This window comes from Mycobacterium sp. G7A2 (assembly GCF_041902445.1).
Lineage (GTDB): Bacteria > Actinomycetota > Actinomycetes > Mycobacteriales > Mycobacteriaceae > Mycobacterium.
Genome location: NZ_CP169251.1, coordinates 1,304,147 through 1,326,594, shown reverse-complemented (window position 1 = coordinate 1,326,594; position 22,448 = coordinate 1,304,147). Strand labels below are relative to the sequence as shown.

Below are 22,448 nucleotides of genomic sequence, written 5' to 3'. Positions count from 1 at the left end.
GGGCTATGTGGTCTCCGGCGTGTAGCGCGGGAAGGCCAGGTCCCCGGCGTAGCGTGCGGCGTCGCCGAGTTCCTCCTCGATGCGCAGCAGCTGGTTGTACTTGGCGACGCGCTCGCTGCGCGCCGGCGCACCGGTCTTGATCTGGCCGCTGCCGACCGCCACCGCCAGATCGGCGATCGTGGTGTCCTCGGTCTCGCCGCTGCGGTGGCTCATCATGGTCTTGTACCCGGCGTTGTGCGCCAGAGCGACCGCATCGAGCGTCTCGGTCAGCGTGCCGATCTGGTTGACCTTCACCAGCAGCGCGTTGGCCGCGCCCTTCTCGATGCCGTCCTCGAGCCGCTCGGGGTTGGTGACGAACAGGTCGTCGCCGACCAGCTGCACCTTGTCGCCGATCGCGGTGGTCAGCGTCACCCAGCCGTCCCAGTCGTCCTCGGACAGCGGATCCTCGATCGACACCAGCGGGTAGCCGCCCAGCAGATCCTCGTAGAACGCCGCCATCTGCTCGGCGTTGCGGGTCTCCCGCTCGAACGCGTAGCCGGTGCCGTCGGTGTAGAACTCGGTGGCCGCGACGTCGAGCGCGAGCGCGACGTCGGCGCCGACCTTCAACCCGGCGGCCTCGATCGCCGAGCCGATCAGATCCAGCGCGGCCTTGGTGCCGGGCAGATCGGGAGCGAAACCGCCCTCGTCGCCGAGTCCGGTCGCCAGACCCTGCTTCTTGAGCACCGACTTCAGCGCGTGGTACACCTCGGCGCCCCACCGCAGCGCCTCCTTGAAGGAGGGCGCGCCGATCGGGGCGATCATGAACTCCTGGACGTCGACGCCGGTGTCGGCGTGGGCGCCGCCGTTGATGATGTTCATCATCGGCACCGGCAGGATGTGCGCGTTGGGTCCGCCGATGTAGCGGAACAGGGGCAGCTCCGCGGCCTGCGCGGCCGCCTTGGACACCGCCAGCGACACCCCGAGGATCGCGTTGGCGCCCAGCCGGGACTTGTCCGGGGTGCCGTCGAGGTCGACCAGGGCCTGGTCGACCAGGCGCTGCTCGTCGGCGCCGAGACCGATCACCGCCGGGGCGATCTCGTCGAGCACCGCCTCCACGGCCTTCTGCACACCCTTGCCCAGGTAGCGCGGTCCGCCGTCGCGCAGCTCGACGGCCTCGTGCTCACCGGTGGAGGCACCCGAGGGCACCGCGGCGCGGGCGACCGTGCCGTCCAGCAGGCCGACCTCGACCTCGACGGTCGGGTTCCCCCGGGAATCGAGGATTTCGCGGGCTCCGACCTGCTCGATGATGGGCACTGGTGCCTCCTAGCTCTCGGGGACGTGACGGGTTGACGATCTCGGATCGGGAACGGCCTCGGCCATGAGCCTAGAGCGTGGCCGCTGCGCCGGCGTGCTCAGAGGGCATGTCCGTTCGCATAGGCCGTGGCCCAGTCACGGACGTTGCGCGCGTACTGGTCGGACAGGTTGTAGGCGCGCAGCGCATCCATCCAGCCCCGCGGGGTGGACAGATCCTTGCCGCGCCAGCACAGATAGCCCGCCGCCGACAGCGCGGCGTCGTCGATGTTGTCGGCGCTGATGTCGCCGTCGTTGTTGGCGTCCACCCCGTAGAGCCGCCACGTCTCGGGGATGAACTGCATCGGCCCCATCGCGCGGGCGTAGGGCTCGTCGCCTTTGTCCTCGACGGCCGGGTCGTGGCTGACGGAGTCGTGGTCGAGAATCTCCAGGTTGCCGCCGGTGCCGTCGAGCAGCACGCCTCGGATGGGGGGCGAGACGTCACCGTTGGCGGCGATGTCGGCCCCCCGGTAGGTGCCGTGATGGCTCTCCACCTGGCCGATACCCGCCAGCGTCGTCCACGCCAGGTTGCAGTCCGGATTCTCGACCTGAGCGACGCGGGCGGCGTAGGCGTACGCCTCCAGCGCCGTGACCGGGATGCCCAGCGCCGGGGCGCGCTCGGCGGCCCACTGATGCAGCTGGTCGGCGGGCCTGCCCGAGGCGTAGGTGTCGATCTGCGGAACCGGATCACCCGCCGGCGGCGGCACCCCCTCAGGGATGCGGCTGCCCATCTGCCACGAACAGCTGGCAGCCATGAGCAGCGCTGTCGCGCCGATCACGGCCACCGCCTGCAGCCACCGCACCCGCGTCACCGGTCTCCTCACAACCCACTCTGGTTGTCATCCATGTTCCCATGCAGTCAAGGAATTGCGGCTGACCTGCGCATGCAGGCGTGGGACGAGAAAAATCACGATCGCTGACGCCTCGGCGGCCGCGTCAGGTCAGGCACCTTTACGCGGGGTCACACGCTGGGCGGATCCGCCTCTTCTGTCCCCGGCCAGTGGGCGCGCCAGTCGTCGGCGCCGATCCCGGTCAGCGGGGCGCCGTCGAGTTCCTCGGCGACGTCGTCGCCGCGGCGGGCGGCGGCTGCGGCGCGTTCGGCGCTGCGTACGTCGTCCATGAACTCCAGCACCGCGGTGCGCAGCGCGTTCTCGGCGTCCACCTCCGCCGACACCGTCACCGAGGTCAGCTCCTCGGGAACCACATCGGCGGGCACCCCGGCCCCCTCGGCGCGGGCAAGCACCTTCTGGGCCAGCGCCAACGCCGGCTGGGCGGTGGGGATGTCGTCCATGCAGGATTCGCGCTTGGAGGTCTCCAGCGCTTTGCGCTGCTCCCACTGCGCCAGCTGGTCCTCCAGCGAGATCGACTCCCCCGCCAGCACCGCGGGCACCCGGTTGCCCAGCTTGCGGACCAGCGCGTCGGCGACGTCGTCGATGGTGAATGAATGCTCGGGGGCCTCTTCGGCGATGCGGGCGTGGAACAGCACCTGCAGCAGCACATCACCGAGCTCGTCGCGCAGTTCGCCGAGATCGCCGCCGTGCACCGCGTCGAAAAGCTCGTAGGTCTCCTCGAGCAGGTAACGCCGCAACGAATCGTGGGTCTGCTGGCTTTCCCACGGGCCGGCGGTGCGCAACCGGTCCATCAGAGCCACCGCGTCGACCAATCGCTCCCCGGAGGCCGCGGCCGGCGCCGCGATCACCCGCTCCCCGGCCGAGATTCGCGACAGCACCGAGGGGTGCTCGGCGTCGCTGGACAACAGCACCTCGGCGGGCTCACCGTCGTAGGCCGGACGCGCCGACGGCAGCGACCACGGCACCTTGATCGGCATCTCCTCGGTGTATTGCACGTCCCCGGACAGCAGCTCGATCGCCTCGACAGGGACCAGGGAGGGCCGGCGTGGATCCACCAGGACGACCGTCACCGCCGCTCACTCACGTGGTTCATCCGCCCGAGGCACCTCCGAACTTGGTTATATCAACTTCCTCGTCCGGTTTCCCGTCGTGGCCAGCAAAAACCCGGCCACGAACGCCACCAGGTCCAGGTCCCGGATCCGGGGCGAGCCCACCCCGCTGCCCGCCCGCGGAATCGGCACCTGCACCACCGAGGTGGTGGCCCGGTAGCTGGCGCCCGAGTAGAGCCGCTTGAGCCGCAGCTGCGCCGAATCGGCCAGGGTCATCGGCGAGATGCGCACCGTGGTCGCCGACGCCGCCCCGATCTCGGTGACACCGTGCGCGCGGGCCAGCAGCCGCAGCCGAGCCACGGCCACCAGGCGCTCGGCCGGCTCGGGCAGCGGACCGTAGCGGTCGACGAGCTCATCGACCACGGAGTCGATGGTCCGGTCGTCAGTGGCCGCCGCCAGCCGGCGGTAGGCCTCCAGCCGCAGCCGGTCGCTGTTGATGTAGTCCGGCGGCAGATGCGCGTCGACGGGTAGGTCGACCCGCACGTCCTTCGACTCCTCCGGTGTGGCAACGGTTTTCCCGTCCGCGGCGGCCCGGTACGCCTCGACGGCCTCACCGACCAGCCGCACGTACAGGTCGAAGCCGACGCCGGCGACGTGCCCGGATTGCTCGGCGCCCAGCACGTTTCCGGCGCCGCGGATTTCGAGGTCCTTCATCGCCACCGCCATACCGGCGCCGAGTTCGTTGTTCTGGGCGATGGTGGCCAGCCGGTCGTAGGCCGTCTCGGTCAGCGGCACCTCGGGCGGATACAGGAAGTAGGCGTAGCCCCGCTCACGCGAGCGGCCCACCCGCCCGCGCAGCTGGTGCAGCTGCGAGAGCCCGAAGGTGTCCGCGCGTTCCACGATCAGCGTGTTGGCGTTGGAGATGTCCAGGCCGGTCTCGACGATGGTGGTGCAGACCAGGATGTCGTACTCGCGGTTCCAGAAGCCCTCGACGGTCTTCTCCAGCTGTTCCTCGGGCATCTGCCCGTGCGCCACCACCACCCGCGCCTCGGGCACCATCTGCCGCACCCGCGCGGCCGCCTGGTCGATGGAGCGGACCCGGTTGTGGATGTAGAACGCCTGCCCGTCACGCAGCATCTCGCGGCGCAGCGCGGCGGCGACCTGCTTGTCGTCGTGCGGCCCCACATACGTCAACACCGGGTAGCGCTCCTCGGGCGGGGTGAGGATCGTCGACATCTCCCGGATGCCGGCCAAGCTCATCTCCAACGTCCGCGGGATCGGGGTGGCGCTCATGGTGAGCACGTCGACGTGGGTGCGCATCGATTTGATGTGCTCCTTGTGCTCCACACCGAAGCGCTGTTCCTCGTCGACGACGATGAGCCCCAGGTCTTTCCACGTCACCCCGGTCTGCAGCAGCCGGTGGGTGCCGATCACGATGTCGACGCTGCCGTCCTTCATCCCCTCCAGCGTGGCGCGGGATTCGGCGGGGTCGGTGAACCGCGACAGGCCCTTGACCGTCACCGGGAAGCCGGCGGTCCGCGCGGTGAACGTCTGCAGGTGCTGATCGGCCAGCAGCGTCGTCGGCACCAGCACCGCGACCTGCTTACCGTCCTGCACCGCCTTGAACGCCGCGCGCACCGCGATCTCGGTCTTGCCGTAGCCGACGTCACCGCAGATCACCCGGTCCATCGGAACCGGCTTTTCCATGTCGGACTTCACCTCGGTGATCGCGGTGAGCTGGTCGACGGTCTCGGTGAAGCCGAACGCGTCCTCCATCTCGACCTGCCACGGGGTGTCCGGGGCGAACGCGTGCCCCGGCGAGGCCTGCCGTTTGGCGTACAGCGCGACCAGCTCGGCGGCGATCTCGCGCACCGCGCGGCGGGCCTTGGTCTTGGTGTTGGCCCAGTCGCTGCCGCCGAGCTTGCTCAACGTGGGCGCCTCGCCGCCCACGTAGCGCGACAGCTGATCCAGCGAATCCATCGGCACATACAGCCGGTCGGCGGTCTGGCCTCGCTTAGTGGAGGCGTACTCCAGCACCAGATATTCGCGGCGTGCCCCGCCGACCACCCGCTCGGTCATCTCGACGAAGCGACCGATGCCGTGCTGATCGTGCACGACGAGATCGCCCGCCGTCAGCGCGAGTGGGTCAACGACGTTGCGCCGCTTGGCCGCCAGCTTCTTGCCCTCGGTGGCACCGGCGCGGTTGCCGGTCAGGTCGGTCTCGGTGATCACGACCAGGTTGGCGCCGGGCAGGACGACGCCGTCGTGCAGCGGGCCCTTGAGAACTCCGACGACGCCTTCCTTCAGCGGCGCCCCTGGCTCCAACAGCGTTGCCGGCGTGTCGGATTCGCCGAGTTGCTCGACGACACGCATGCACGTGCCCGCCCCGGGGGTGACGACGGCGGCGTGACCGCCGGTCATGACGTGAGCGCGCAGCATCGCGAAGATCTCGGCCAGGTTGTGCTGCTGACCGCGTGCCGACGGGGCGGGGCGGATGTCGAGCTGCAGCGCTTCCCCGGAGCCGCTGTCGAGCTGGCTGAGCGTCCACCAGGGATGCCCGCCGGTGCGGGCGTTGTCGCGTGCGTCGTCGAAGCCGAGGAACCCGGACGCGCCGAGGGCCTCGATGTCGATGGGCACGTCGCCGCCGACGGCGGCGGTCGACCAGGACGCCTCCAGGAACTCGCGGCCGGTCTTGATCAGATCAGCGGCGCGGGTGCGCACCTTCTCCGGATCGCAGATCAGCAGCGGGGCGCCGGCCGGAAGGTGGTCGGGCAGCGTCGCCAGCTCGGTCGGCTTGAGCAGCGGCAGCAGCGCCTCCATGCCGTCGACCGGGATGCCCTCGGCGAGCTTGGCCAGCATGTCGGGCACCGACCCCGGCACGCTGTTCTCGACGACCGGGTGCTCGGCGGCCAGAGCGGCGGCGCGGTCGCGGACGTCGTCGGTGAGCAGCAGCTCGCGGCAGGGCACCGCGATGACGACGTCGATGTCGATTTCGGGGATGGAGCGCTGGTCGGCGACCGAGAACATCCGCATCTCCGACACCTCGTCACCCCAGAACTCGACGCGCACCGGATGCTCGAGGGTCGGGGGGAACAGGTCGAGAATGCCGCCGCGGACGGCGAACTCGCCGCGCTTGCCGACCATGTCGACGCGGGTGTAGGCCAGCTCGACCAGCCGGTGCACGGTCGAGTCGAACGCGTCGGCCCCCGCGGCTCCGGCCGCGGTGTCGGGTTCCTCACCCACGGTCAGCGTCACCGGCTCGGTCCGGGCCAGGTCGGGGGCCATCGGCTGCAGCAGCGAGCGCGCGGTGGTGACGACGATGCGCACGGGTGGGCCCAGCCGCGCATCGTCGGGGTAGGCGAGGCGGCGCAGCAGCAGCATCCGCGCGCCGACCGTGTCGGTGCCCGGCGAGAGCCGCTCGTGCGGCAACGTCTCCCACGACGGGAACAGCGCGACGGAGTCGCCGAACACGCCGCGCAGCTCGGCGGTCAGGTCGTCGGCTTCCCGGCCGGTCGCGGTGACGACCAGCAGCGGGCCCGTCTGGGCGATCGCGGCAGCCGCGTAGACCCGGGCACTGGCCGGGCCGATGAGATCGAGATCGGCGGGCCGCTCGGCGGCACGGCGGGTCACCTCGTGCAGAGAGGGATCCCGTAGTGCCAGCTCGATGAGGCCCGCGATCGGGGTGTGGACATCGATGGTCCCCGATGCGGTCATGATGACTCCACTGTAAGCGTCTGCGACGACAGCCGTTCCTCCGGCATCCCACGTGGTGCGGGTCACGAAAGGAGGACGCGGCCCGCTTGTTTGACCGCTACTCCTGGTGCAGCACCGGGTCGGACTCCAGATGCGTCAGCCCGTTCCAGCACAGGTTCACCAGATGGGCGGCCACCACTTCCTTCTTCGGCTCCCGCACGTCGAGCCACCACTGCGCGGTCATCGACACCGACCCGACCAGCGCCTGCGCGTACAGCGGCGCGAGGTCAGGGTCCAGGCCGCGCCGGGAGAAGTCACCGGCCAGGATCGAGGCCACCTGGCTGACGGCGTCGTTGAGCAGGGTCGAATAGGTGCCCGAGGTGATGCTGGCCGGGGAATCACGGATCAGGATGCGGAAACCGTCCGTGTGCTGTTCGACGTAGGTCAGCAAGGCCAGCGCGACCCGTTCGACGCGTACCCGCGACCGGTTGTTGGTCAACGAGGACGTGATGCCGTCGAGCAGCGCGGACATCTCCCGGTCCACGACCACGGCGTACAGGCCCTCTTTGCCGCCGAAGTGCTCGTAGACGACCGGCTTGGAGACGTTGGCCCGCAGCGCGATCTCCTCGATCGAGGTGCCGTCGTAGCCCCGCTCGGCGAACAGCGACTTGGCGATCTCGATGAGCTGCTGGCGACGTTCACTACCGGTCATCCGGGCACGTGGAGCGCGCACCTCTTTCTCGGACCCAGCCACGGGCTCCAGGTTAGTTGCTTCGACTAGAGTCTCTGGGTGATCGGTCCGTCGTGGTGTAATCGGCAGCACCTCTGATTTTGGTTCAGATAGTTCAGGTTCGAGTCCTGGCGACGGAGCAGTGACCGCGGCGACCGTGCGCGGAATGCCGGCGCTGACCGGCGCGTCGAGGGGCAAACACGCACGCTCGCCGGGCGTGGACCGCGGGAAGGACTGTGATGAGTGAGGCCGCCGTCCTGATCCTCGCTGCAGGAGCGGGCACCCGGATGAAGTCCGACACCCCCAAGGTGCTGCACACCCTGGCCGGGCGCAGCATGCTGGCCCACTCGCTGCACGCGGTGACGAAGGTGGCGCCGCGCCATCTGGTGGTCGTCGTGGGACGCGACCGGGAACGCGTGGCGCCCGCCGCCCTCGACATCGGCAGGGATGTGGGCCGCGACGTGCAGATCGCCGTGCAGGAAGAGCAGCTGGGCACAGGTCACGCCGTGGTCTGCGGGCTCAGCGCGCTGCCCGAGGAGTTCACCGGGGTCGTCGTGGTGACCGCGGGGGACGTACCGCTGCTCGACGCCGCGACCCTGGCCGAGCTGGTCTCCACCCACAGCGCCGAAGCGGCGGTGGTCACCGTCCTGACCACCACCCTGCCCGACCCGACCGGCTACGGCCGGGTGCTGCGCACCCAGGACGGCGACGTCATCGGCATCGTCGAACAGGCCGACGCCACCCCATCGCAACAGGCGATCACCGAGGTCAACGCCGGGGTATACGCCTTCGACATCGCCGCGCTGCGCTCGGCGCTGAGCCGGCTGAGCTCCGACAACGCCCAGCACGAGCTGTACCTGACCGACGTCATCGCGATCGTGCGCGCCGACGGCCACGTGGTGCGCGCCCACCACGTCGACGACGCCTCGCTGGTCGCCGGCGTCAACGACCGCGTGCAGCTGTCCGAGTTGGGCGCCGAACTGAACCGGCGCCTGGTGGCGGCCCATCAGCGCAACGGGGTGACGGTCATCGACCCGGCCTCGACGTGGATCGACGTCGACGTCACGATCGGCCGCGACACCGTCATACGGCCCGGCACCCAGCTGCTCGGCAGCACCCGCATCGGGTCGCGATGCGAGATCGGCCCGGACACGACGCTGACGAACGTGACGGTCGGCGACGCCGCCGAGGTCGTGCGCACCCACGCCACGTCAGCTCAGATCGGTGACGAGGCCACCGTCGGCCCGTTCACCTACCTGCGCCCCGGCAGCAAGCTGGGCAGCGCCGGCAAGCTCGGCGCGTTCGTCGAGACCAAGAACGCCGCGATCGGCGCCGGCAGCAAGGTGCCGCACCTGACCTACGTCGGCGACGCCGACATCGGCGAGCACAGCAACATCGGCGCCTCCAGCGTCTTCGTCAACTACGACGGGGAGACGAAGTCGCGCACCACGATCGGCTCGCATGTGCGGACCGGCTCGGACACCATGTTCGTCGCCCCGGTCACGGTCGGCGACGGTGCCTACACCGGTGCGGGCACCGTGATCCGCGACGACGTGCCGCCCGGGGCGCTGGCCGTGTCGGCCGGCCCGCAACGCAACATCGAAGGCTGGGTACAGCGCAAACGTCCGGGCAGCGCCGCGGCCGAAGCCGCTCGACTGGCCGCCGAACGGCCCGCGGACACCGCCTCGTCCGATGACACCGCCTCGTCTGACGGCGGGAGCTAGCCGACCTCCTCCGGCGGCGAGAACTGGACGAACCCGTCCGGCGGCGAAGACTGGACGAACCCGTCCGACGGCGCGAGCTAGACGACCTCGGGACGGCGCCAGCGGCCGGCCAGCGCCTCCTCGGTGGCCAGCGCCAACCCCTCGAGCATCTCCCGCTCGGCAGGGTCGAAGTCCTGGCTGGCCACAGTGCGCCGCATCCGGGTCAGCTGGTTGTCGATGGCCGAGCGGTGCCGCGAGCCCGCACACCAGGCCAGATCACGCAGCAGCCGGGTGATCGCCGCGAGCACCGCCGCGTCCTCGGCACCGTAATGGCGCGGCTGGGTGACTGCCTCGTCGAGCAGGTCGGCCAGCCGCGGACCCTCGAGCACCACCCGCACCACGTCGTCGTCGTCGCAATACACCGAGGGGCCGAGCCGACGATCCGCCAGCCGGCACAGCAGCGCCGACAGGTGCCCGATGCCGTGCACCGCCGTCGTCGGATCGTTGATACCGGGCGAGAGCGCCTTGACCACCACGTCGGTCAGCTGCCGCACCGCGTAGCCGATGTCCTGCACCGGCGTGCGCTCGTCGCCGACCCGCACCGCCTCGGTCACGCAGTCGCGCACCGCCGAGAAGTCGTCGTCCTCGAGCCGTCCACCGCCGGCCGCCCACACCAGCGCCACCGGCGTGCCCTGGACCACCCAGTCCCCGGGCTTGCGTTGCAGCGCGACGACCGCCCCGGCGTCGGCCGCGGCACCGACCACGGGCTGGGCGTCAACCCCGGTGAGGAACCCTGTCCCGCTGCCGGCGACCGGCACCGCATCCCGCGGCGGGGCAGGCACCGAGTGCCCGTCAGACGATTCGTCCATCTGCTCGAGGCTGGCCTCCGCGTTGCGCAAGGCTTCGTTGAGCACCGAGCCGAGCAGCGTCTCCACCCGGATGAGCCGCACAAGATGCCCGAGGAACAGCACCAACGTGATCACGCTGATCACCGCGAGCAGAAAGCCGACCGTCACCGAGATCTGCGGCACGAACACCGTGCCGCCGTTGTCGCTGTCGCGCACGGTCCGCAGCACCGTCAACGCGTAGGCGAACGTCGCCACGAACAGCCCGAGCGTGCGCTGCACGAACCTGTCCCGGGCGAAGGTGCGCAACAGCCGCGGTGAGAACTGGCTGCTGGCCAGCTGCAACGTCACCAGAGTCAGCGAGAACGTCAGCGATGTCACCGTCATCACCGAGCCGGCGATGGCGGCGAGCAGGTCGCGCGCCGCCGCGGGGCCCCCGCCGAAGATCCACCTCGAGACCTCCGCGGGCATCGCACCGTCGAGCATCTGATCGAGCTCGGGCAGCAGCAGACCGGCCACGATGGCCACCGCGATGGCCATCGTCGGCACCGGCCACAGCCGGGTCCGGATCGCGTCGAGCATCCACGTTCTGCGGCGGTTGACCGCCGACCAGACGCGCACCTGCATCACCTCCGCGGGACCGTCGGACGTCGTCGTTCCCGTAGTGAGGCTACCGACTGGTAGCGTGCGGTCGCCGGATGTTGGCATTCCGGTAACCCGCCAGCGTATGGGTGTACGCGCTACGTACGATGGCCCCGTACAAATCACCGAGCCGAGGGCAGCCCGTGAGCCACGACTGGACTGACAACCGCAAGAACCTGATGCTGTTCTCGGGTCGCGCGCATCCCGAACTGGCCGAGCAGGTCGCCAAGGAACTCGACGTTCCGGTGACCGCGCAAACGGCCCGGGATTTCGCCAACGGCGAGATCTTCGTCCGCTTCGACGAGTCCGTGCGCGGCTGTGACGCGTTCGTGCTGCAGAGCCATCCCTGGCCGCTGAACCAGTGGCTGATGGAACAGCTGCTGATGATCGACGCACTCAAGCGCGGCAGCGCCAAACGCATCACCGCGATCCTGCCGTTCTACCCCTACGCCCGCCAGGACAAGAAGCACCGCGGCCGCGAACCGATCTCGGCGCGGCTGGTCGCCGACCTGCTCAAGACGGCCGGCGCCGACCGCATCGTGACCGTGGACCTGCACACCGACCAGATCCAGGGTTTCTTCGACGGCCCGGTCGACCATATGCGCGCCCAGAAACTGCTGACGGGCTACATCGCCGAGAACTACGCCGACCACGACATGGTCGTCGTCTCCCCCGACTCCGGCCGGGTGCGGGTGGCCGAGAAGTGGGCCGACTCGCTGGGCGGTGTGCCGCTGGCGTTCATCCACAAGACCCGCGATCCGCTGGTGCCCAACCAGGTCAAGTCCAACCGCGTCGTCGGCGACGTAGCGGGCAAGACGTGCATCCTGACCGACGACATGATCGACACCGGCGGCACGATCGCCGGGGCGGTGCGACTGCTCAAGGCCGACGGTGCGGCCGATGTGGTCATCGCCGCCACCCACGGGGTGCTGTCCGACCCGGCCCCGCAGCGCCTCGCCGACAGCGGCGCCCGCGAGGTCATCGTCACCAACACGCTGCCGATCAGCGAAGACAAGATGTTTCCGCAGCTCACGGTCCTGTCGATCGCACCACTGCTGGCCAACACGATTCGCGCGGTGTTCGAGAACGGTTCGGTGACAGGGCTTTTCGACGGATCGGCCTGACGAACCCGACGAGCGCTCGCGCGAGGAGACATGATGACGGCGCGGATCTACCACAACCCGAAGTGCTCGACGTCGCGCAAGACCCTGGAGTTGTTGCGCGACAACGGTGTCGAGCCCGAGGTCGTGCTGTATCTGAAGAACCCGCCGTCGCGGGCCGAGCTCGAGACACTGATCGCCGACGCCGGCATCGACGTGCGCACCGCGGTGCGTAAACGCGAATCGCTCTACAGCGAGCTCGGTCTGGCCGACGCGTCCGACGACCAGCTGCTCGACGCGATGGCCGAACACCCGATTCTCATCGAGCGCCCTTTCGTGGTGACCGACAACGGCACCCGGCTCGCCCGCCCGCTCGACAACGTCCGCGAGATCCTGTGACGCTGCGGAGGGCACTGGTGGCCGCGCTGGGGGCGCTGGTGGTCTCCGGATGCGCCACCGAAGCACCCGACTACCAGTCGGTGTGGTCGTCACCCAGCGCCACACCGGCGGCCCCGGCGCCCGATCTCGTTCCGCTGTCGAAGTTCCTCGAAGACTCCGGTGTCGTCGGGCAGCCGGTGTCCCCGGAGATGCTCGAGGACCTGACGGTGTCGATGCCGACCCCCGCAGGCTGGCAGCCCTACCAGGACAGCAGCCTTTCGCCGGGCACCCGGATGATCGCCAAGGGCAACACCTACCCGACGGCGATGCTGATGGTGTTCGAACTCGACGGGGAGTTCGACGTCGCCGAGGCGCTGACCCATGCCGACGACGACGCCCAGATGTCGCAGAACTTCCGGATGCTCAATTCCTCCACCAAGGACTTCGAGGGCTTCCCGTCGACGATGATCGAGGGCAGCTACGACCTGGCCAACAACCGGATGCACACCTACAACCGGGTCGTCATCGCCACCGGAGCACCGCCGGCGCGCAAGCGCTACCTGGTCCAGTTCACCGTCACCGGCTACGCCGAACAGGCCGTCGCGGACGCCCCCGACATGGAGAAGATCATCGAGGGCTTCACGGTCTCGGTGCCCGGCGCCGCACCCGCAACCCGGTGAGCCGCGCGTCCCGGCAGTAGCGTCCGCTGGACCGACCGGGGACGACGAGGGTGGACGTCGTCACCGTCGCTCGGGACGGTTCAACCATCCGACACGCCGCCCCGTCGGCTGCCCGGCCGGACGCACGACGGCCGACTTCACCGACCGGCGTTAGGGTGATGCCCATGACCGAGTGGACCGCCGCCGATCTGCCCTCTTTCGCCGGCCGCACCGTCATCGTCACCGGCGCGAACAGCGGCCTCGGGCTGATCACCGCCCGCGAACTCGCCCGCGTCGGCGCCCGGACCATTCTCGCGGTGCGCAACGTCGACAAGGGCACCGCGGCTGCCGCGGACATGTCCGGCGACGTCGAGGTCCGCCGGCTGGACCTGCAGGACCTGTCGTCGATCCGGGATTTCGCGGAAGGCTTCACGCTCTCCGGCGACCGGGTCGACGTGCTGGTCAACAATGCCGGCATCATGGCGGTGCCCTACGCCCTGACCGCCGACGGTTTCGAGAGCCAGATCGGCACCAACCACCTCGGTCACTTCGCGCTGACCAACATGCTGTTGCCCGTCATCACCGACCGCGTGGTCACTGTGTCGTCGATGATGCATCTGTTCGGCTACATCAGCCTGACCGACCTGAACTGGAAGTCGCGGCCTTACCTCGCCTGGCCTGCCTACGGTCAGTCCAAATTGGCGAACCTGCTGTTCACCAGCGAACTGCAGCGCCGACTCTCCGCGGCGGGGTCACCGCTGCAGGCGCATGCCGCCCATCCCGGCTATTCGGCGACGAATCTGCAGGGACACACCGGCAGCCGGTGGGGCTCCCGGGTCGCCGGCATCGGCAACAAGCTGATGGCCACCGACGCCGACTTCGGCGCCCGCCAGACGCTGTACGCGGTGTCCGCCGCGCTGCCGGGCGACAGCTTCATCGGCCCGAGGTTCGCGATGCGGGGACCGACCGGCCCGTCCCGACGCAGCCCGCTGGCCCGCAAGCAGTCCACGGCGCGGGCGCTGTGGACGCTGTCCGAGCAGCTCACCGCCACCGAATTTCCACTCTGAGCTCGCCGTGCGCTACCCTGGCTGGCGCGTCACGGCGAGGGTGGCCTGCTCAGCAGGGCCGCCGTTATCGACGGGATACCGCATCTTCGGTGCGCACCCTGGCCGTGCATGACCAATCGAGCAACGGCACGCTAGGAGAACCATGGCCACCAACAATCTGACCGCATCGGTCCGCACCGAGACCGGCAAGGGCGCCTCACGCCGCGCCCGCCGCGAAGGTCGCGTCCCCGCCGTGCTGTACGGCCACGGCACCGACCCCCGCCACCTCGAGTTGGACGGCCACGACTTCGCCGCCGTGCTGCGCAACGCCGGCACCAACGCCCTGCTCACCCTCGACATCGACGGCGAAGAGCAGCTCGCGCTGCCCAAGGCGCTCGACATCCACCCGATCCGCCGCACCATCACCCACGCCGACCTGATCGTGGTCCGCCGCGGCGAGAAGGTGACCGTCGAGGTCAACGTCGTCGTCGAGGGCGAAGCCGCACCCGGCACGCTGGTCACCCAGGACGCCAACACCATCGAGATCGAGGCCGACCCGACCTCGATTCCCCAGCAGTTCACCGTGTCGGTGGAAGGCGCCGAAGAGGGCACGCAGATCACCGCCGGTGACATCGCCCTGCCCGCGGGTGTGTCGCTGGTCTCCGACGCGGAGATGCTGGTCGTCAACGTCGTCGAGGCGCCGAGCGAAGAAGAGCTCGAGGCCGAGGGCGCCGGTGAGGAAGGCGAGGCTGCGGCCGAGGCCGACACCGAGACCGAGGGTGACGAGGCAGCCGAGGAATCGGCATCCGACTCCGAATAGTCCGGCGACGACAAACGCCTGAGATGGCCGATCCGCTTCTGGTGGTCGGCCTGGGCAACCCCGGGCCGAACTACGCCAAGACCCGGCACAACGTGGGGTTCATGGTGGCCGACATCCTGGCGGGCCGCCTCGGCGATGGCTTCAAGGTGCACAAGAAGTCGGGCGCCGAGGTGGCCACCGGGCGGCTCGCCGGCCGCTCGGTGGTGCTCGCCAAACCGCGGGTGTACATGAACGAATCAGGCCGACAGGTCGGCCCGCTGGCCAAGTTCTATTCGGTGTCCCCCGCCGACATCGTCGTCATCCACGACGAACTCGACATCGACTTCGGCCGGATCCGGCTCAAGCGCGGAGGCGGCGAAGGCGGCCACAACGGTCTGCGTTCGGTGGCGTCAGCGTTGGGCACCAAGGACTTTCAGCGGGTGCGCATCGGCATCGGCAGGCCCCCCGGACGTCAGGACCCGGCCGCCTATGTTCTGCAGCCGTTCAACACCGGGGAACGCGACGAGGTACCCACGATCTGCGAACAGGCCGCCGACGCGACCGAGCTGCTGATCGCCGAAGGACTGGAACCGGCCCAGAACACCGTGCACGCCTGGGGTTAACGCAGGTTCAGGCCACTGTCCACGGTCTTGACCGGCTTGTGGGGATAGCGTCTGCGCGCATGCCGCTCGGCGTCGGAATTCGGCAGGACGTACAGCGTTTCGACCTTGTCCTGCAAGGGTTTGAGAACCAGGTCCATGAATCCCTTGCGGTCATCGAGATACGGTTCGATGACGTCCTCGCCGGCCGGGCACACCGCCAGGCAGTACGCGGCCTTGTAGTTGGCCTTGAACGACAGACTCTGCCACATCGAGGCGTTTTCCGAATCCGTCACCCGGGAGCGGAAGTCCGCGGCGTCGGCACTGTCGGCGACCGTCTGGGCCCAGTCGGTGAAGCCGCCCATGAACTCGCGATAGTTGTGCACCGAGCAGGCCATGAAGTCGAAGTCGCCGTCCTTCTTGATCGCCCCGACCGGGCAGGCCGCCACACACAGCTTGCACTCCAGGCACGGCGAATAGTCCAGTGGCCGGCTGTATTCGGTGATCGGGGCGGCGACCAGGATGGTGCCGAGCAGCACGAAGTTGCCGAACCGCGGGTGGATGACGTTGCGGTGGATGCCCATCACGCCCATGCCGGCGGCCACGGCGACGGGCTTGTGCGCGATCACCCAGATCCGGCCCGGGAAGCGGTCCATCTCCATCGGGAACGTCGCCGAGGGATTGACCACGCGGTGCCCGGCATCCTGCAACACCCGGGTGATGCGGTGCGCCGCCTCGTTCATGATCTCGCCGCTGCGATGGAACTCCTGGTTGGCGACGCTGCGCGCGGTCGAGCGCACGTTGTCGCGATTCATCTTGACCACCAGCGACAGGTAGCTGAGCGCGCCCGGTAATGCCGCGTCGGCGTGGGCCCGTTCGTCGCCGAGCGCGGGGTCGTCGACCGCGGCGAAACCGACGTCGTCGACGCCGGCATCCAGGCACACCTGCCGAAGCCACGCGGCGTCCAGGGGACCCGGACGGGTCGTCGGACGGGCGCGCACAGCGCGCACCGTGGGGTGTTCGGCCAGTCGGGGCGGCAGCTTGGCGGTCATCAGCTGAGTATATATAGCTATACCCAGAGGCGGGCAACCCCTCGCGACGTATTCCTTGACAGGAATACGTCACGGTCTTAGCGTGGGCCCATGCACGCGACGGTGTTCGGAGCACTCGCCGAGCCGAGTCGGCTGCGAATCGTCGAATTGCTGCGCACCGGGCCACGATCGGTCGGCGAGATCGCCGAGTCACTCGAGATCCGGCAGCCGCAGGTGAGCAAACACCTTCGGGTGCTTGGCGATTCGGGGATCGTCGCGGTCGAGGCCATCGCCCGGCACCGCATCTACCACCTCGAGCGCGCACCGTTCGAGGAGATCGAGCGGTGGGCCGGCTCCTTCGAGCAGCTGTGGCACGCGCGCCTCGACTCCCTCGGCGCATTCCTCGAAACCCTCGATAATGCTGAGCACCAACAGGAATGACAAATCACACCCGCGAATCTGGAGACACCGCATGATCTTGCAGCTGTTCAAGAAGACCAAGCAACTCGACTTCGAGCGCACGTACCGCGCCCCGCGGGCGGCGGTGTGGCAGGCCTGGACCGATCCCGACATGCTGCGCCAATGGTGGGGACCGGAGAAGACGTTCATCCCCGAATGCCGGGTCGACCTGCGCGTCGGCGGTGAGCTGTATCTCGTCATGGAAGCCGGCGAGGCGATGGGCAAGTACGCCGGAACGCGCTGGCCGATGGCCGCCACCTTCACCCGGATCGAACCCACCGACCGGCTGACCTACGACGCCAGGTCGTGGACCGAGGGGGACGAGGAAGGCTCGACAATCCATCACACCAACGACGTGACCTTCACCGAATCCGACGGCACCACGACCGTCAGGCTGCACATCGCGATCACCCACATCGGTGCCAAGGCCAAGATGGCGGTCTTCGGCATGAAATTCGGCTACAAGGCGCAACTCGACAAGCTGGACAAGCTGCTCACCTCACGTTGAGACTGCGCTGGCCGCGACGAAATGCGAGTGCGTACCGCGCTGGCTGCAGTCCCAACGTGAGATCGGGCTCAGTCGGAGGTGCGGCGGCGGTAGGCATACAGCGCGAACGGCGCGAACACGGCCGTCAGCGCCAATGACCACAGCACCGTCGAGAGCACCGGATGGTGCAGCGGCAGCTGTGCGCTCGCCGGCGCTGGGCCGCCGTTGCCCCAGAGTTCACGCATGGCCTGCGCCAGCGAGGACACCGGGTTCCATTCGGCGATCACCCGCAGCCAGTGCGGCATCGGCTCGGTCGGCACGAACGTGTTGGCCAGGAACGTCATCGGGAACAGCGCGGTGAACATCACCCCGTTGACCGCCTCGACGGTCCGCATCAACGAGCCGATCAGGATGCCGAACCAGATGATCGCGAAGCCGAACAGCAACAGCAGCGCGAAGGCCAGCACCGCTTCACCCACGCTGTTGCGGATACGCCACCCGATCGCCAGCCCGGTCACCGCCATCACCACCACCCCCAACGAGGAATGGATCACGCTGGCGATGCTGCGCCCGATCAGCACCGAGGACCGCGAGATGGGCAATGCGCGGAACCGGTCGATGATGCCCTTCTCGACATCGGCGGTGATACCGGCCGCCACCACGAATGCGGAGAACACGATGGTCTGCGCCTGGATGCCGGGCAGCAGGAACTCCCGGTAGGACGCCCCACCGGTGTTGGTGATCGAGGCCCCGAAGACGAAGGCGAACAGCAACACGAACATGATCGGCTGCGCGGTGACGTCGCTGAGCATCTCCGGCATCCGCTTGGTGTGGATCATGTTGCGCTTGACCATGATCCACGACTGCTGTGCCAGGTTGGTACGGTGCGTCGGTACCGGACGCGGCGTCATCGGCGTCTGCGGCGTGGTCTGCAGCGCGGTCATGCGCCGACCTCCTCGGAGTCCTCGGTGCGATGCCCGGTCAGGGTCAGGAACACATCGTCGAGGCTGGGCCGAGACAACCCGATGTCGTCGACGCCGATGCCGCTGTCGCGCAGCCGGCCCGCCACCTGGATCATGTCGTCGATACCGTCGGCGGCCGCGGTCAACTGCCGGGCGGCGTGATCGACGAACACCTCGGCCCCGGTTCGGCGCAGCAGCGTCTCAGCGGCCGCCACGTCCGCGCCGGCGGTGACCGTCACGACCAGGCTGGCCCGGCCGGCCTGCTGCTTGAGTTCTCTCGGTGAACCCTCGGCGATGATCCGGCCGCGGTCGATGACGACGATGTTGTCGGCCAGCTGATCGGCCTCTTCCAGATACTGCGTGGTCAGCAGCAAGGTGGTGCCCTGGGCGACCAATCCGCGCAGTACGTCCCACAACTCGCTGCGGCTGCGCGGGTCCAGCCCCGTGGTCGGCTCGTCGAGGAACAACACCGGCGGCGATGCCAGCAGGCTGACCGCGAGATCCAGGCGGCGGCGCATCCCGCCGGAGTAGGACCTGACCGCCCGGTCACCGGCGTCGGTCAGCGAGAACTGCTCCAGCAACTGCTCACCGAGGAGGGCCAGATCACGGCGGCGGATGCCGTAGAGACCGCCGATCATGCGGATGTTCTCCCGGCCGGTCAGCAACTCGTCGACGGTGGCGACCTGACCGGTCAGCCCCATGTTGCGGCGCACCGCGTCAGGGTCGGTGCGCACGTCGTGGCCCGCGACGCGGGCGGTGCCGGCGGTCGGCTCGGTCAGCGTCGTCATCATCCGCACGGTGGTGGTCTTGCCGGCGCCGTTGGGGCCCAGCAAGCCCAATACCGTGCCGGCCGGCACGGCGAAGCTGACGCCGTCGACGGCGGTGTGGTCCCCGAACCGCTTCACCAGATCGATGGCTTCGATGGCCCACTGCATGGCGTCGACGGTATCCGCGCCGACCGACATCTGCCCAACCGTTTTCTTCTCCATCCCGTTCGAACCCTCGCCGCCCGGGTACCCGCCCAGCGTGGACGCGCAGTGGTTCAGCGCGCCGGAGTACTGGCTGGCCCGTGAGCTCGTGCAACGCGGCGTGGCCGCGATCTATCTGATCGCGTTCGTCGCGGCGGGCCGGCAGTTCCGCGCGCTCATCGGAGAACAGGGCATGCTCCCGGTCCCCCGGTTCGTGGAGCGCGTCCCGTTCCGCGCGGCGCCGAGCGTGTTCCAGCTGCACTACTCCGACCGGTTCTTCGCCGCGGTGTGCTGGTTCGGCGCCGCAGTCTCGGCGGGCGTCGTCGCGGGACTGATCGACGTCGTGCCGCTGTGGGCCGCGCTGGTGACCTGGCTGGTGCTGTGGGTGCTCTACCAGTCGATCGTCAACGTGGGGCAGCGCTGGTACGGCTTCGGCTGGGAATCGCTGCTGCTGGAAGCCGGATTCGTGGCGGCGTTCCTTGGCAATGACGACATCGCACCGCCGCTTCCCGCGTTGTGGCTGGTGCTGTGGCTGGTGTTCCGCGTCGAGTTCGGGGCCGGGCTGATCAAACTGCGCGGCGACGAATGCTGGCGCGACCTGTCCTGCCTGGACTACCACCACGAGACTCAGCCCATGCCCGGCCCGCTGAGCTGGTTCTTCCACCACCTGCCCAGACCGCTGCACCGGGTGGAAGTCGCCGGCAACCACTTCTCGCAGCTGGTGGTGCCGTTCGCGTTGTTCGCGCCGCAGCCGGTCGGTCCCGTCGCCGGCGTCGTCGTCATCGTCACCCAGTTGTGGCTGGTGGCGTCGGGGAACTTCGCCTGGCTGAACTGGCTGACGATCATCCTGGCCTTCGCCGCGCTCGATCACACGGCCTTCGCGTCGGTGCTGCCGCTGGGCGACCCGCCGCCGCAGGCCGGATCGCCGCTGTGGTTCGCGGCGCTCGTCGTCGCCGCTGCTGCGCTGACACTGGTGCTGAGCTACTGGCCGGTGCGCAACATGATCGGACGCGGCCAACGGATGAACGCGTCGTTCAACTCACTGCACCTGGTCAACACCTACGGTGCGTTCGGCAGCATCGGCCGGGTCCGCTACGAGGTCGTCCTGGAAGGCACCTCCGACGCGCTCGGTGAGGAGCCACTCTGGCGCGAGTACGGCTTCAAGGGCAAGCCCGGCGACCCGCGCCGGATGCCCCGCCAATGGGCGCCGTACCACCTGCGCCTGGACTGGATGATGTGGTTCGCCGCACTGTCGCCGAGCTTCGCGGCGGACTGGTTCCGCCCGCTGGTCACCCGGTTGCTGCGCAACGACGCGGCGACGCTGCGGTTGCTGCGGCACAACCCGTTTCCCGACGCGCCGCCGCGTTACGTGCGGGCGCGCCTGTACGAATACCGCTTCACCACCTGGCAGGAACTGCGCCGCGACGGGGCGTGGTGGCACCGCGAGCTGGTCGGTGAATACCTCCCGCCGGTATCCCTGGACCGGCAGCGGTGAGCGTCACCTGCGCGCGAGCGCTACCTGCCGTTCGAGGCTTCCGTCACTTCGGCGGTGGCGGCGGCGCGGGCGCGCCGTGCGGAGCCGGGATCTTCGGGTAGCTGCGCGCACCATTCACCGCGGTGTCGCCGGCCGAGGCCGACTCGGCGGAGCCGGAGCCGCCGGGCGCGGGGCGCCCCGGCGACGGATCCCAGCCGGTGTCGACGAGTTTGCGTTGCACGGCGATGGCCAGCCCCAGCAGGGTCGCGCCGATCAACAGCATCACCACCACGCCCCAGACCGTCCCCAGTTTGGCGGCGTTGCCCAGCAGGATCCCGTACCAGCCGAAGTCGGCGTCACCGAAGGTGGTGTTCTCTTCACCGAACGACCCGAGCACCCGCACCAGCAGCGCCGGCAGGAAGGTGATCAGCAGTCCGTTGACGAACCCGCCGGCGATCGCGCCCCGTCGCCCTCCAGTGGCGTTGCCGTAGACGCCCGCTGCGCCACCGGTGAAGAAGTGGGGAACCAACCCGGGCAGCACCAGCACCCAACCGAATGCCGGGCCGAGCCACAACGACAGCACGGCCAACCCGGCCAACCCGGCCACGAAGCTGGAGATGAAGCCGATCAGGACGGCGTTCTGCGCGAAGGGAAAGACGATCGGGGCGTCGAGGGCGGGTACCGCGCCTGGGACCATCCGCTCGGCGATGCCCTGGAACGCCGGGACCAGTTCACCGAGGATGGTCCGGACGCCGAACAGGATCACCGCGACCGCGACACCGAAGCTCAGCCCTTGCGTCACACCCATCATCAGGTAGTTGCCGACGCCGCTGGCCGCGCCGGCACCGGTGTCGTCGGCGAACGCCTGGAACGCCGTGTCCTGCCCGGCCCGGGCCAGATAGATCAGCGAGACGATCACATACATCAGCACCATCGACAACGCCGTCGCCACCATGGAGTCCCGCAGAAAGCGCAGGGATTCCGGCAGTTTGAGGTCTTCGGTGGATCGGCTCTTCGCACCGCCGACAAACCGACCGGTGATACCCGACGCGATGTAGCCGAGCGTGCCGAAGTGCCCGATGGCGATGCTGTCGTCGCCGGTGATGCGTTTCGTCCACGGCTGTGAGATGGCCGGCAGGGCGACCATGACGACGCCCAGCAGCACACCACCGACCACGACGACGGTGACCGCGGGCAGTCCCGAGGTCGCGAGCACGATGGTCAGCAGCGTGGCCATGAACAGCGTGTGGTGTCCGGTCAGGAACACGTAGTGCAGCGGGGTGAACCGCGCCAGCAACAGGCTGATGGCGAAGCCGAGGATCATCAACCAGGCGACCTGGCCGCCGAACTGGTCCTGGGCGATCCCGACGATGGCCTCGTTGGTGGGCACGACCCCCTTGGTTCCTGCGGCCCCCTGGATCATCACGCCCAGGGGTTGCAGCGACGACACGACCAGGGTGGCGCCCGCGCTGATGAGCAGAAAGCCCAACGTGGCCTTCAGCGCTCCGCCGATCACCTGGCCGGTGGACTTACGCAGCGCGATCAACCCGACAGCTGTGATGATGCCGATGAGATAGGCTGGTACAGAAAGTATTTCGTTGACGACGAACTCGGCGATGCTTACCAGCCAATTCACGATGAACT

The 22,448-nt window shown here is 68.9% G+C and carries 20 protein-coding genes and 1 tRNA gene; 11 read left to right on the top strand and 10 right to left on the bottom strand.

The genetic code is table 11. From position 1 onward, the window contains the following. Positions 1-3: 3 nt before the first annotated feature. The 5 genes from eno to ACEWX3_RS06420 all read right to left on the bottom strand — a co-directional run bounded on the left by eno (position 4) and on the right by ACEWX3_RS06420 (position 7,634). Complete coding sequence (gene eno / locus ACEWX3_RS06440) at positions 4-1,293, bottom strand: phosphopyruvate hydratase (RefSeq protein WP_207065880.1); 1,290 nt, start codon at positions 1,291-1,293, stop codon at positions 4-6. Between the two features lie 98 nt (positions 1,294-1,391). Beyond that, positions 1,392-2,141: a lytic transglycosylase domain-containing protein gene (locus ACEWX3_RS06435; protein WP_152518456.1), complete on the bottom strand. Its 750-nt coding sequence runs from the start codon at positions 2,139-2,141 to the stop codon at positions 1,392-1,394. 149 nt (positions 2,142-2,290) lie between these two features. Then, the gene (locus tag ACEWX3_RS06430) at positions 2,291-3,250 is read right to left on the bottom strand and encodes a nucleoside triphosphate pyrophosphohydrolase (RefSeq protein ID WP_374158986.1); all 960 of its coding nucleotides are present in this window, start codon (positions 3,248-3,250) and stop codon (positions 2,291-2,293) included. A gap of 48 nt (positions 3,251-3,298) precedes the next feature. After that, positions 3,299-6,943 carry a transcription-repair coupling factor gene (mfd, locus tag ACEWX3_RS06425; RefSeq protein WP_374158985.1) on the bottom strand — a complete coding sequence of 1,215 codons (3,645 nt, stop codon included), beginning with the start codon at positions 6,941-6,943 and terminating at the stop codon, positions 3,299-3,301. 97 nt (positions 6,944-7,040) lie between these two features. Further along, positions 7,041-7,634 carry a TetR/AcrR family transcriptional regulator gene (locus tag ACEWX3_RS06420; protein ID WP_152519859.1) on the bottom strand — a complete coding sequence of 198 codons (594 nt, stop codon included), beginning with the start codon at positions 7,632-7,634 and terminating at the stop codon, positions 7,041-7,043. A gap of 86 nt (positions 7,635-7,720) precedes the next feature. On the opposite strand from ACEWX3_RS06420, the gene ACEWX3_RS06415 reads away from it, so the two are divergent. Beyond that, positions 7,721-7,792 (top strand) — tRNA-Gln (locus tag ACEWX3_RS06415). Between the two features lie 99 nt (positions 7,793-7,891). After that, positions 7,892-9,376 carry a bifunctional UDP-N-acetylglucosamine diphosphorylase/glucosamine-1-phosphate N-acetyltransferase GlmU gene (glmU, locus tag ACEWX3_RS06410; protein ID WP_374158984.1) on the top strand — a complete coding sequence of 495 codons (1,485 nt, stop codon included), beginning with the start codon at positions 7,892-7,894 and terminating at the stop codon, positions 9,374-9,376. 77 nt (positions 9,377-9,453) lie between these two features. Here glmU and ACEWX3_RS06405 read toward each other — a convergent pair whose 3' ends face one another. Continuing rightward, on the bottom strand, positions 9,454-10,827 hold the full coding sequence (locus ACEWX3_RS06405; protein WP_373889039.1) for a DUF2254 domain-containing protein: 1,374 nt from the start codon (positions 10,825-10,827) through the stop codon (positions 9,454-9,456). Between the two features lie 158 nt (positions 10,828-10,985). Here ACEWX3_RS06405 and ACEWX3_RS06400 point away from each other — a divergent pair, with 158 nt between their 5' ends. The 6 genes from ACEWX3_RS06400 (at position 10,986) to pth (ending at position 15,447) form a co-directional block, all read left to right on the top strand. Continuing rightward, on the top strand, positions 10,986-11,966 hold the full coding sequence (locus tag ACEWX3_RS06400) for a ribose-phosphate diphosphokinase (protein WP_152518461.1): 981 nt from the start codon (positions 10,986-10,988) through the stop codon (positions 11,964-11,966). Positions 11,967-11,999: 33 nt separating this feature from the next. Then, positions 12,000-12,341, top strand: a complete 342-nt coding sequence (arsC, locus tag ACEWX3_RS06395; protein WP_221354770.1) for an arsenate reductase (glutaredoxin) — start codon at positions 12,000-12,002, stop codon at positions 12,339-12,341. Beyond that, positions 12,338-13,000, top strand: coding sequence for an LpqN/LpqT family lipoprotein (locus ACEWX3_RS06390; protein ID WP_221354768.1), 663 nt, complete (start codon positions 12,338-12,340; stop codon positions 12,998-13,000). The genes arsC and ACEWX3_RS06390 overlap by 4 nt, the downstream gene beginning before the upstream one ends. A 164-nt stretch (positions 13,001-13,164) precedes the next feature. After that, positions 13,165-14,046: an oxidoreductase gene (locus ACEWX3_RS06385; protein ID WP_374158983.1), complete on the top strand. Its 882-nt coding sequence runs from the start codon at positions 13,165-13,167 to the stop codon at positions 14,044-14,046. A 142-nt stretch (positions 14,047-14,188) separates the two neighbouring features. Continuing rightward, complete coding sequence (locus tag ACEWX3_RS06380) at positions 14,189-14,845, top strand: 50S ribosomal protein L25/general stress protein Ctc (RefSeq protein ID WP_152518465.1); 657 nt, start codon at positions 14,189-14,191, stop codon at positions 14,843-14,845. A 23-nt stretch (positions 14,846-14,868) separates the two neighbouring features. Beyond that, positions 14,869-15,447 carry an aminoacyl-tRNA hydrolase gene (gene pth, locus ACEWX3_RS06375; RefSeq protein WP_374158982.1) on the top strand — a complete coding sequence of 193 codons (579 nt, stop codon included), beginning with the start codon at positions 14,869-14,871 and terminating at the stop codon, positions 15,445-15,447. Here pth and ACEWX3_RS06370 read toward each other — a convergent pair. Continuing rightward, entirely contained in the window at positions 15,444-16,475 is a 1,032-nt protein-coding gene (locus tag ACEWX3_RS06370) for an epoxyqueuosine reductase (protein ID WP_374158981.1), read from the bottom strand. The genes pth and ACEWX3_RS06370 overlap by 4 nt on opposite strands. A 90-nt stretch (positions 16,476-16,565) precedes the next feature. Between ACEWX3_RS06370 and ACEWX3_RS06365 the strand changes: the two genes are divergently transcribed. Next, on the top strand, positions 16,566-16,895 hold the full coding sequence (locus tag ACEWX3_RS06365) for an ArsR/SmtB family transcription factor (protein ID WP_374158980.1): 330 nt from the start codon (positions 16,566-16,568) through the stop codon (positions 16,893-16,895). Positions 16,896-16,926: 31 nt separating this feature from the next. Then, positions 16,927-17,421, top strand: coding sequence for an SRPBCC domain-containing protein (locus tag ACEWX3_RS06360; protein WP_374158979.1), 495 nt, complete (start codon positions 16,927-16,929; stop codon positions 17,419-17,421). Positions 17,422-17,489: 68 nt separating this feature from the next. Here the strand turns inward: ACEWX3_RS06360 and ACEWX3_RS06355 are convergent, their stop codons facing one another. Further along, entirely contained in the window at positions 17,490-18,344 is an 855-nt protein-coding gene (locus tag ACEWX3_RS06355) for an ABC transporter permease (protein WP_207065891.1), read from the bottom strand. Next, a complete protein-coding gene (locus ACEWX3_RS06350; RefSeq protein WP_374159801.1) occupies positions 18,341-19,327 on the bottom strand; it encodes an ATP-binding cassette domain-containing protein in 987 nt (328 codons plus the stop codon). Before ACEWX3_RS06350 ends, ACEWX3_RS06355 begins: the two co-directional genes overlap by 4 nt. A gap of 61 nt (positions 19,328-19,388) precedes the next feature. Here ACEWX3_RS06350 and ACEWX3_RS06345 point away from each other — a divergent pair, with 61 nt between their 5' ends. Next, positions 19,389-20,825 carry a lipase maturation factor family protein gene (locus ACEWX3_RS06345; protein ID WP_374158978.1) on the top strand — a complete coding sequence of 479 codons (1,437 nt, stop codon included), beginning with the start codon at positions 19,389-19,391 and terminating at the stop codon, positions 20,823-20,825. Between the two features lie 43 nt (positions 20,826-20,868). Here ACEWX3_RS06345 and ACEWX3_RS06340 read toward each other — a convergent pair whose 3' ends face one another. Further along, on the bottom strand, positions 20,869-22,440 hold the full coding sequence (locus ACEWX3_RS06340; RefSeq protein ID WP_221354750.1) for a PTS ascorbate transporter subunit IIC: 1,572 nt from the start codon (positions 22,438-22,440) through the stop codon (positions 20,869-20,871). Positions 22,441-22,448: the final 8 nt, after the last annotated feature.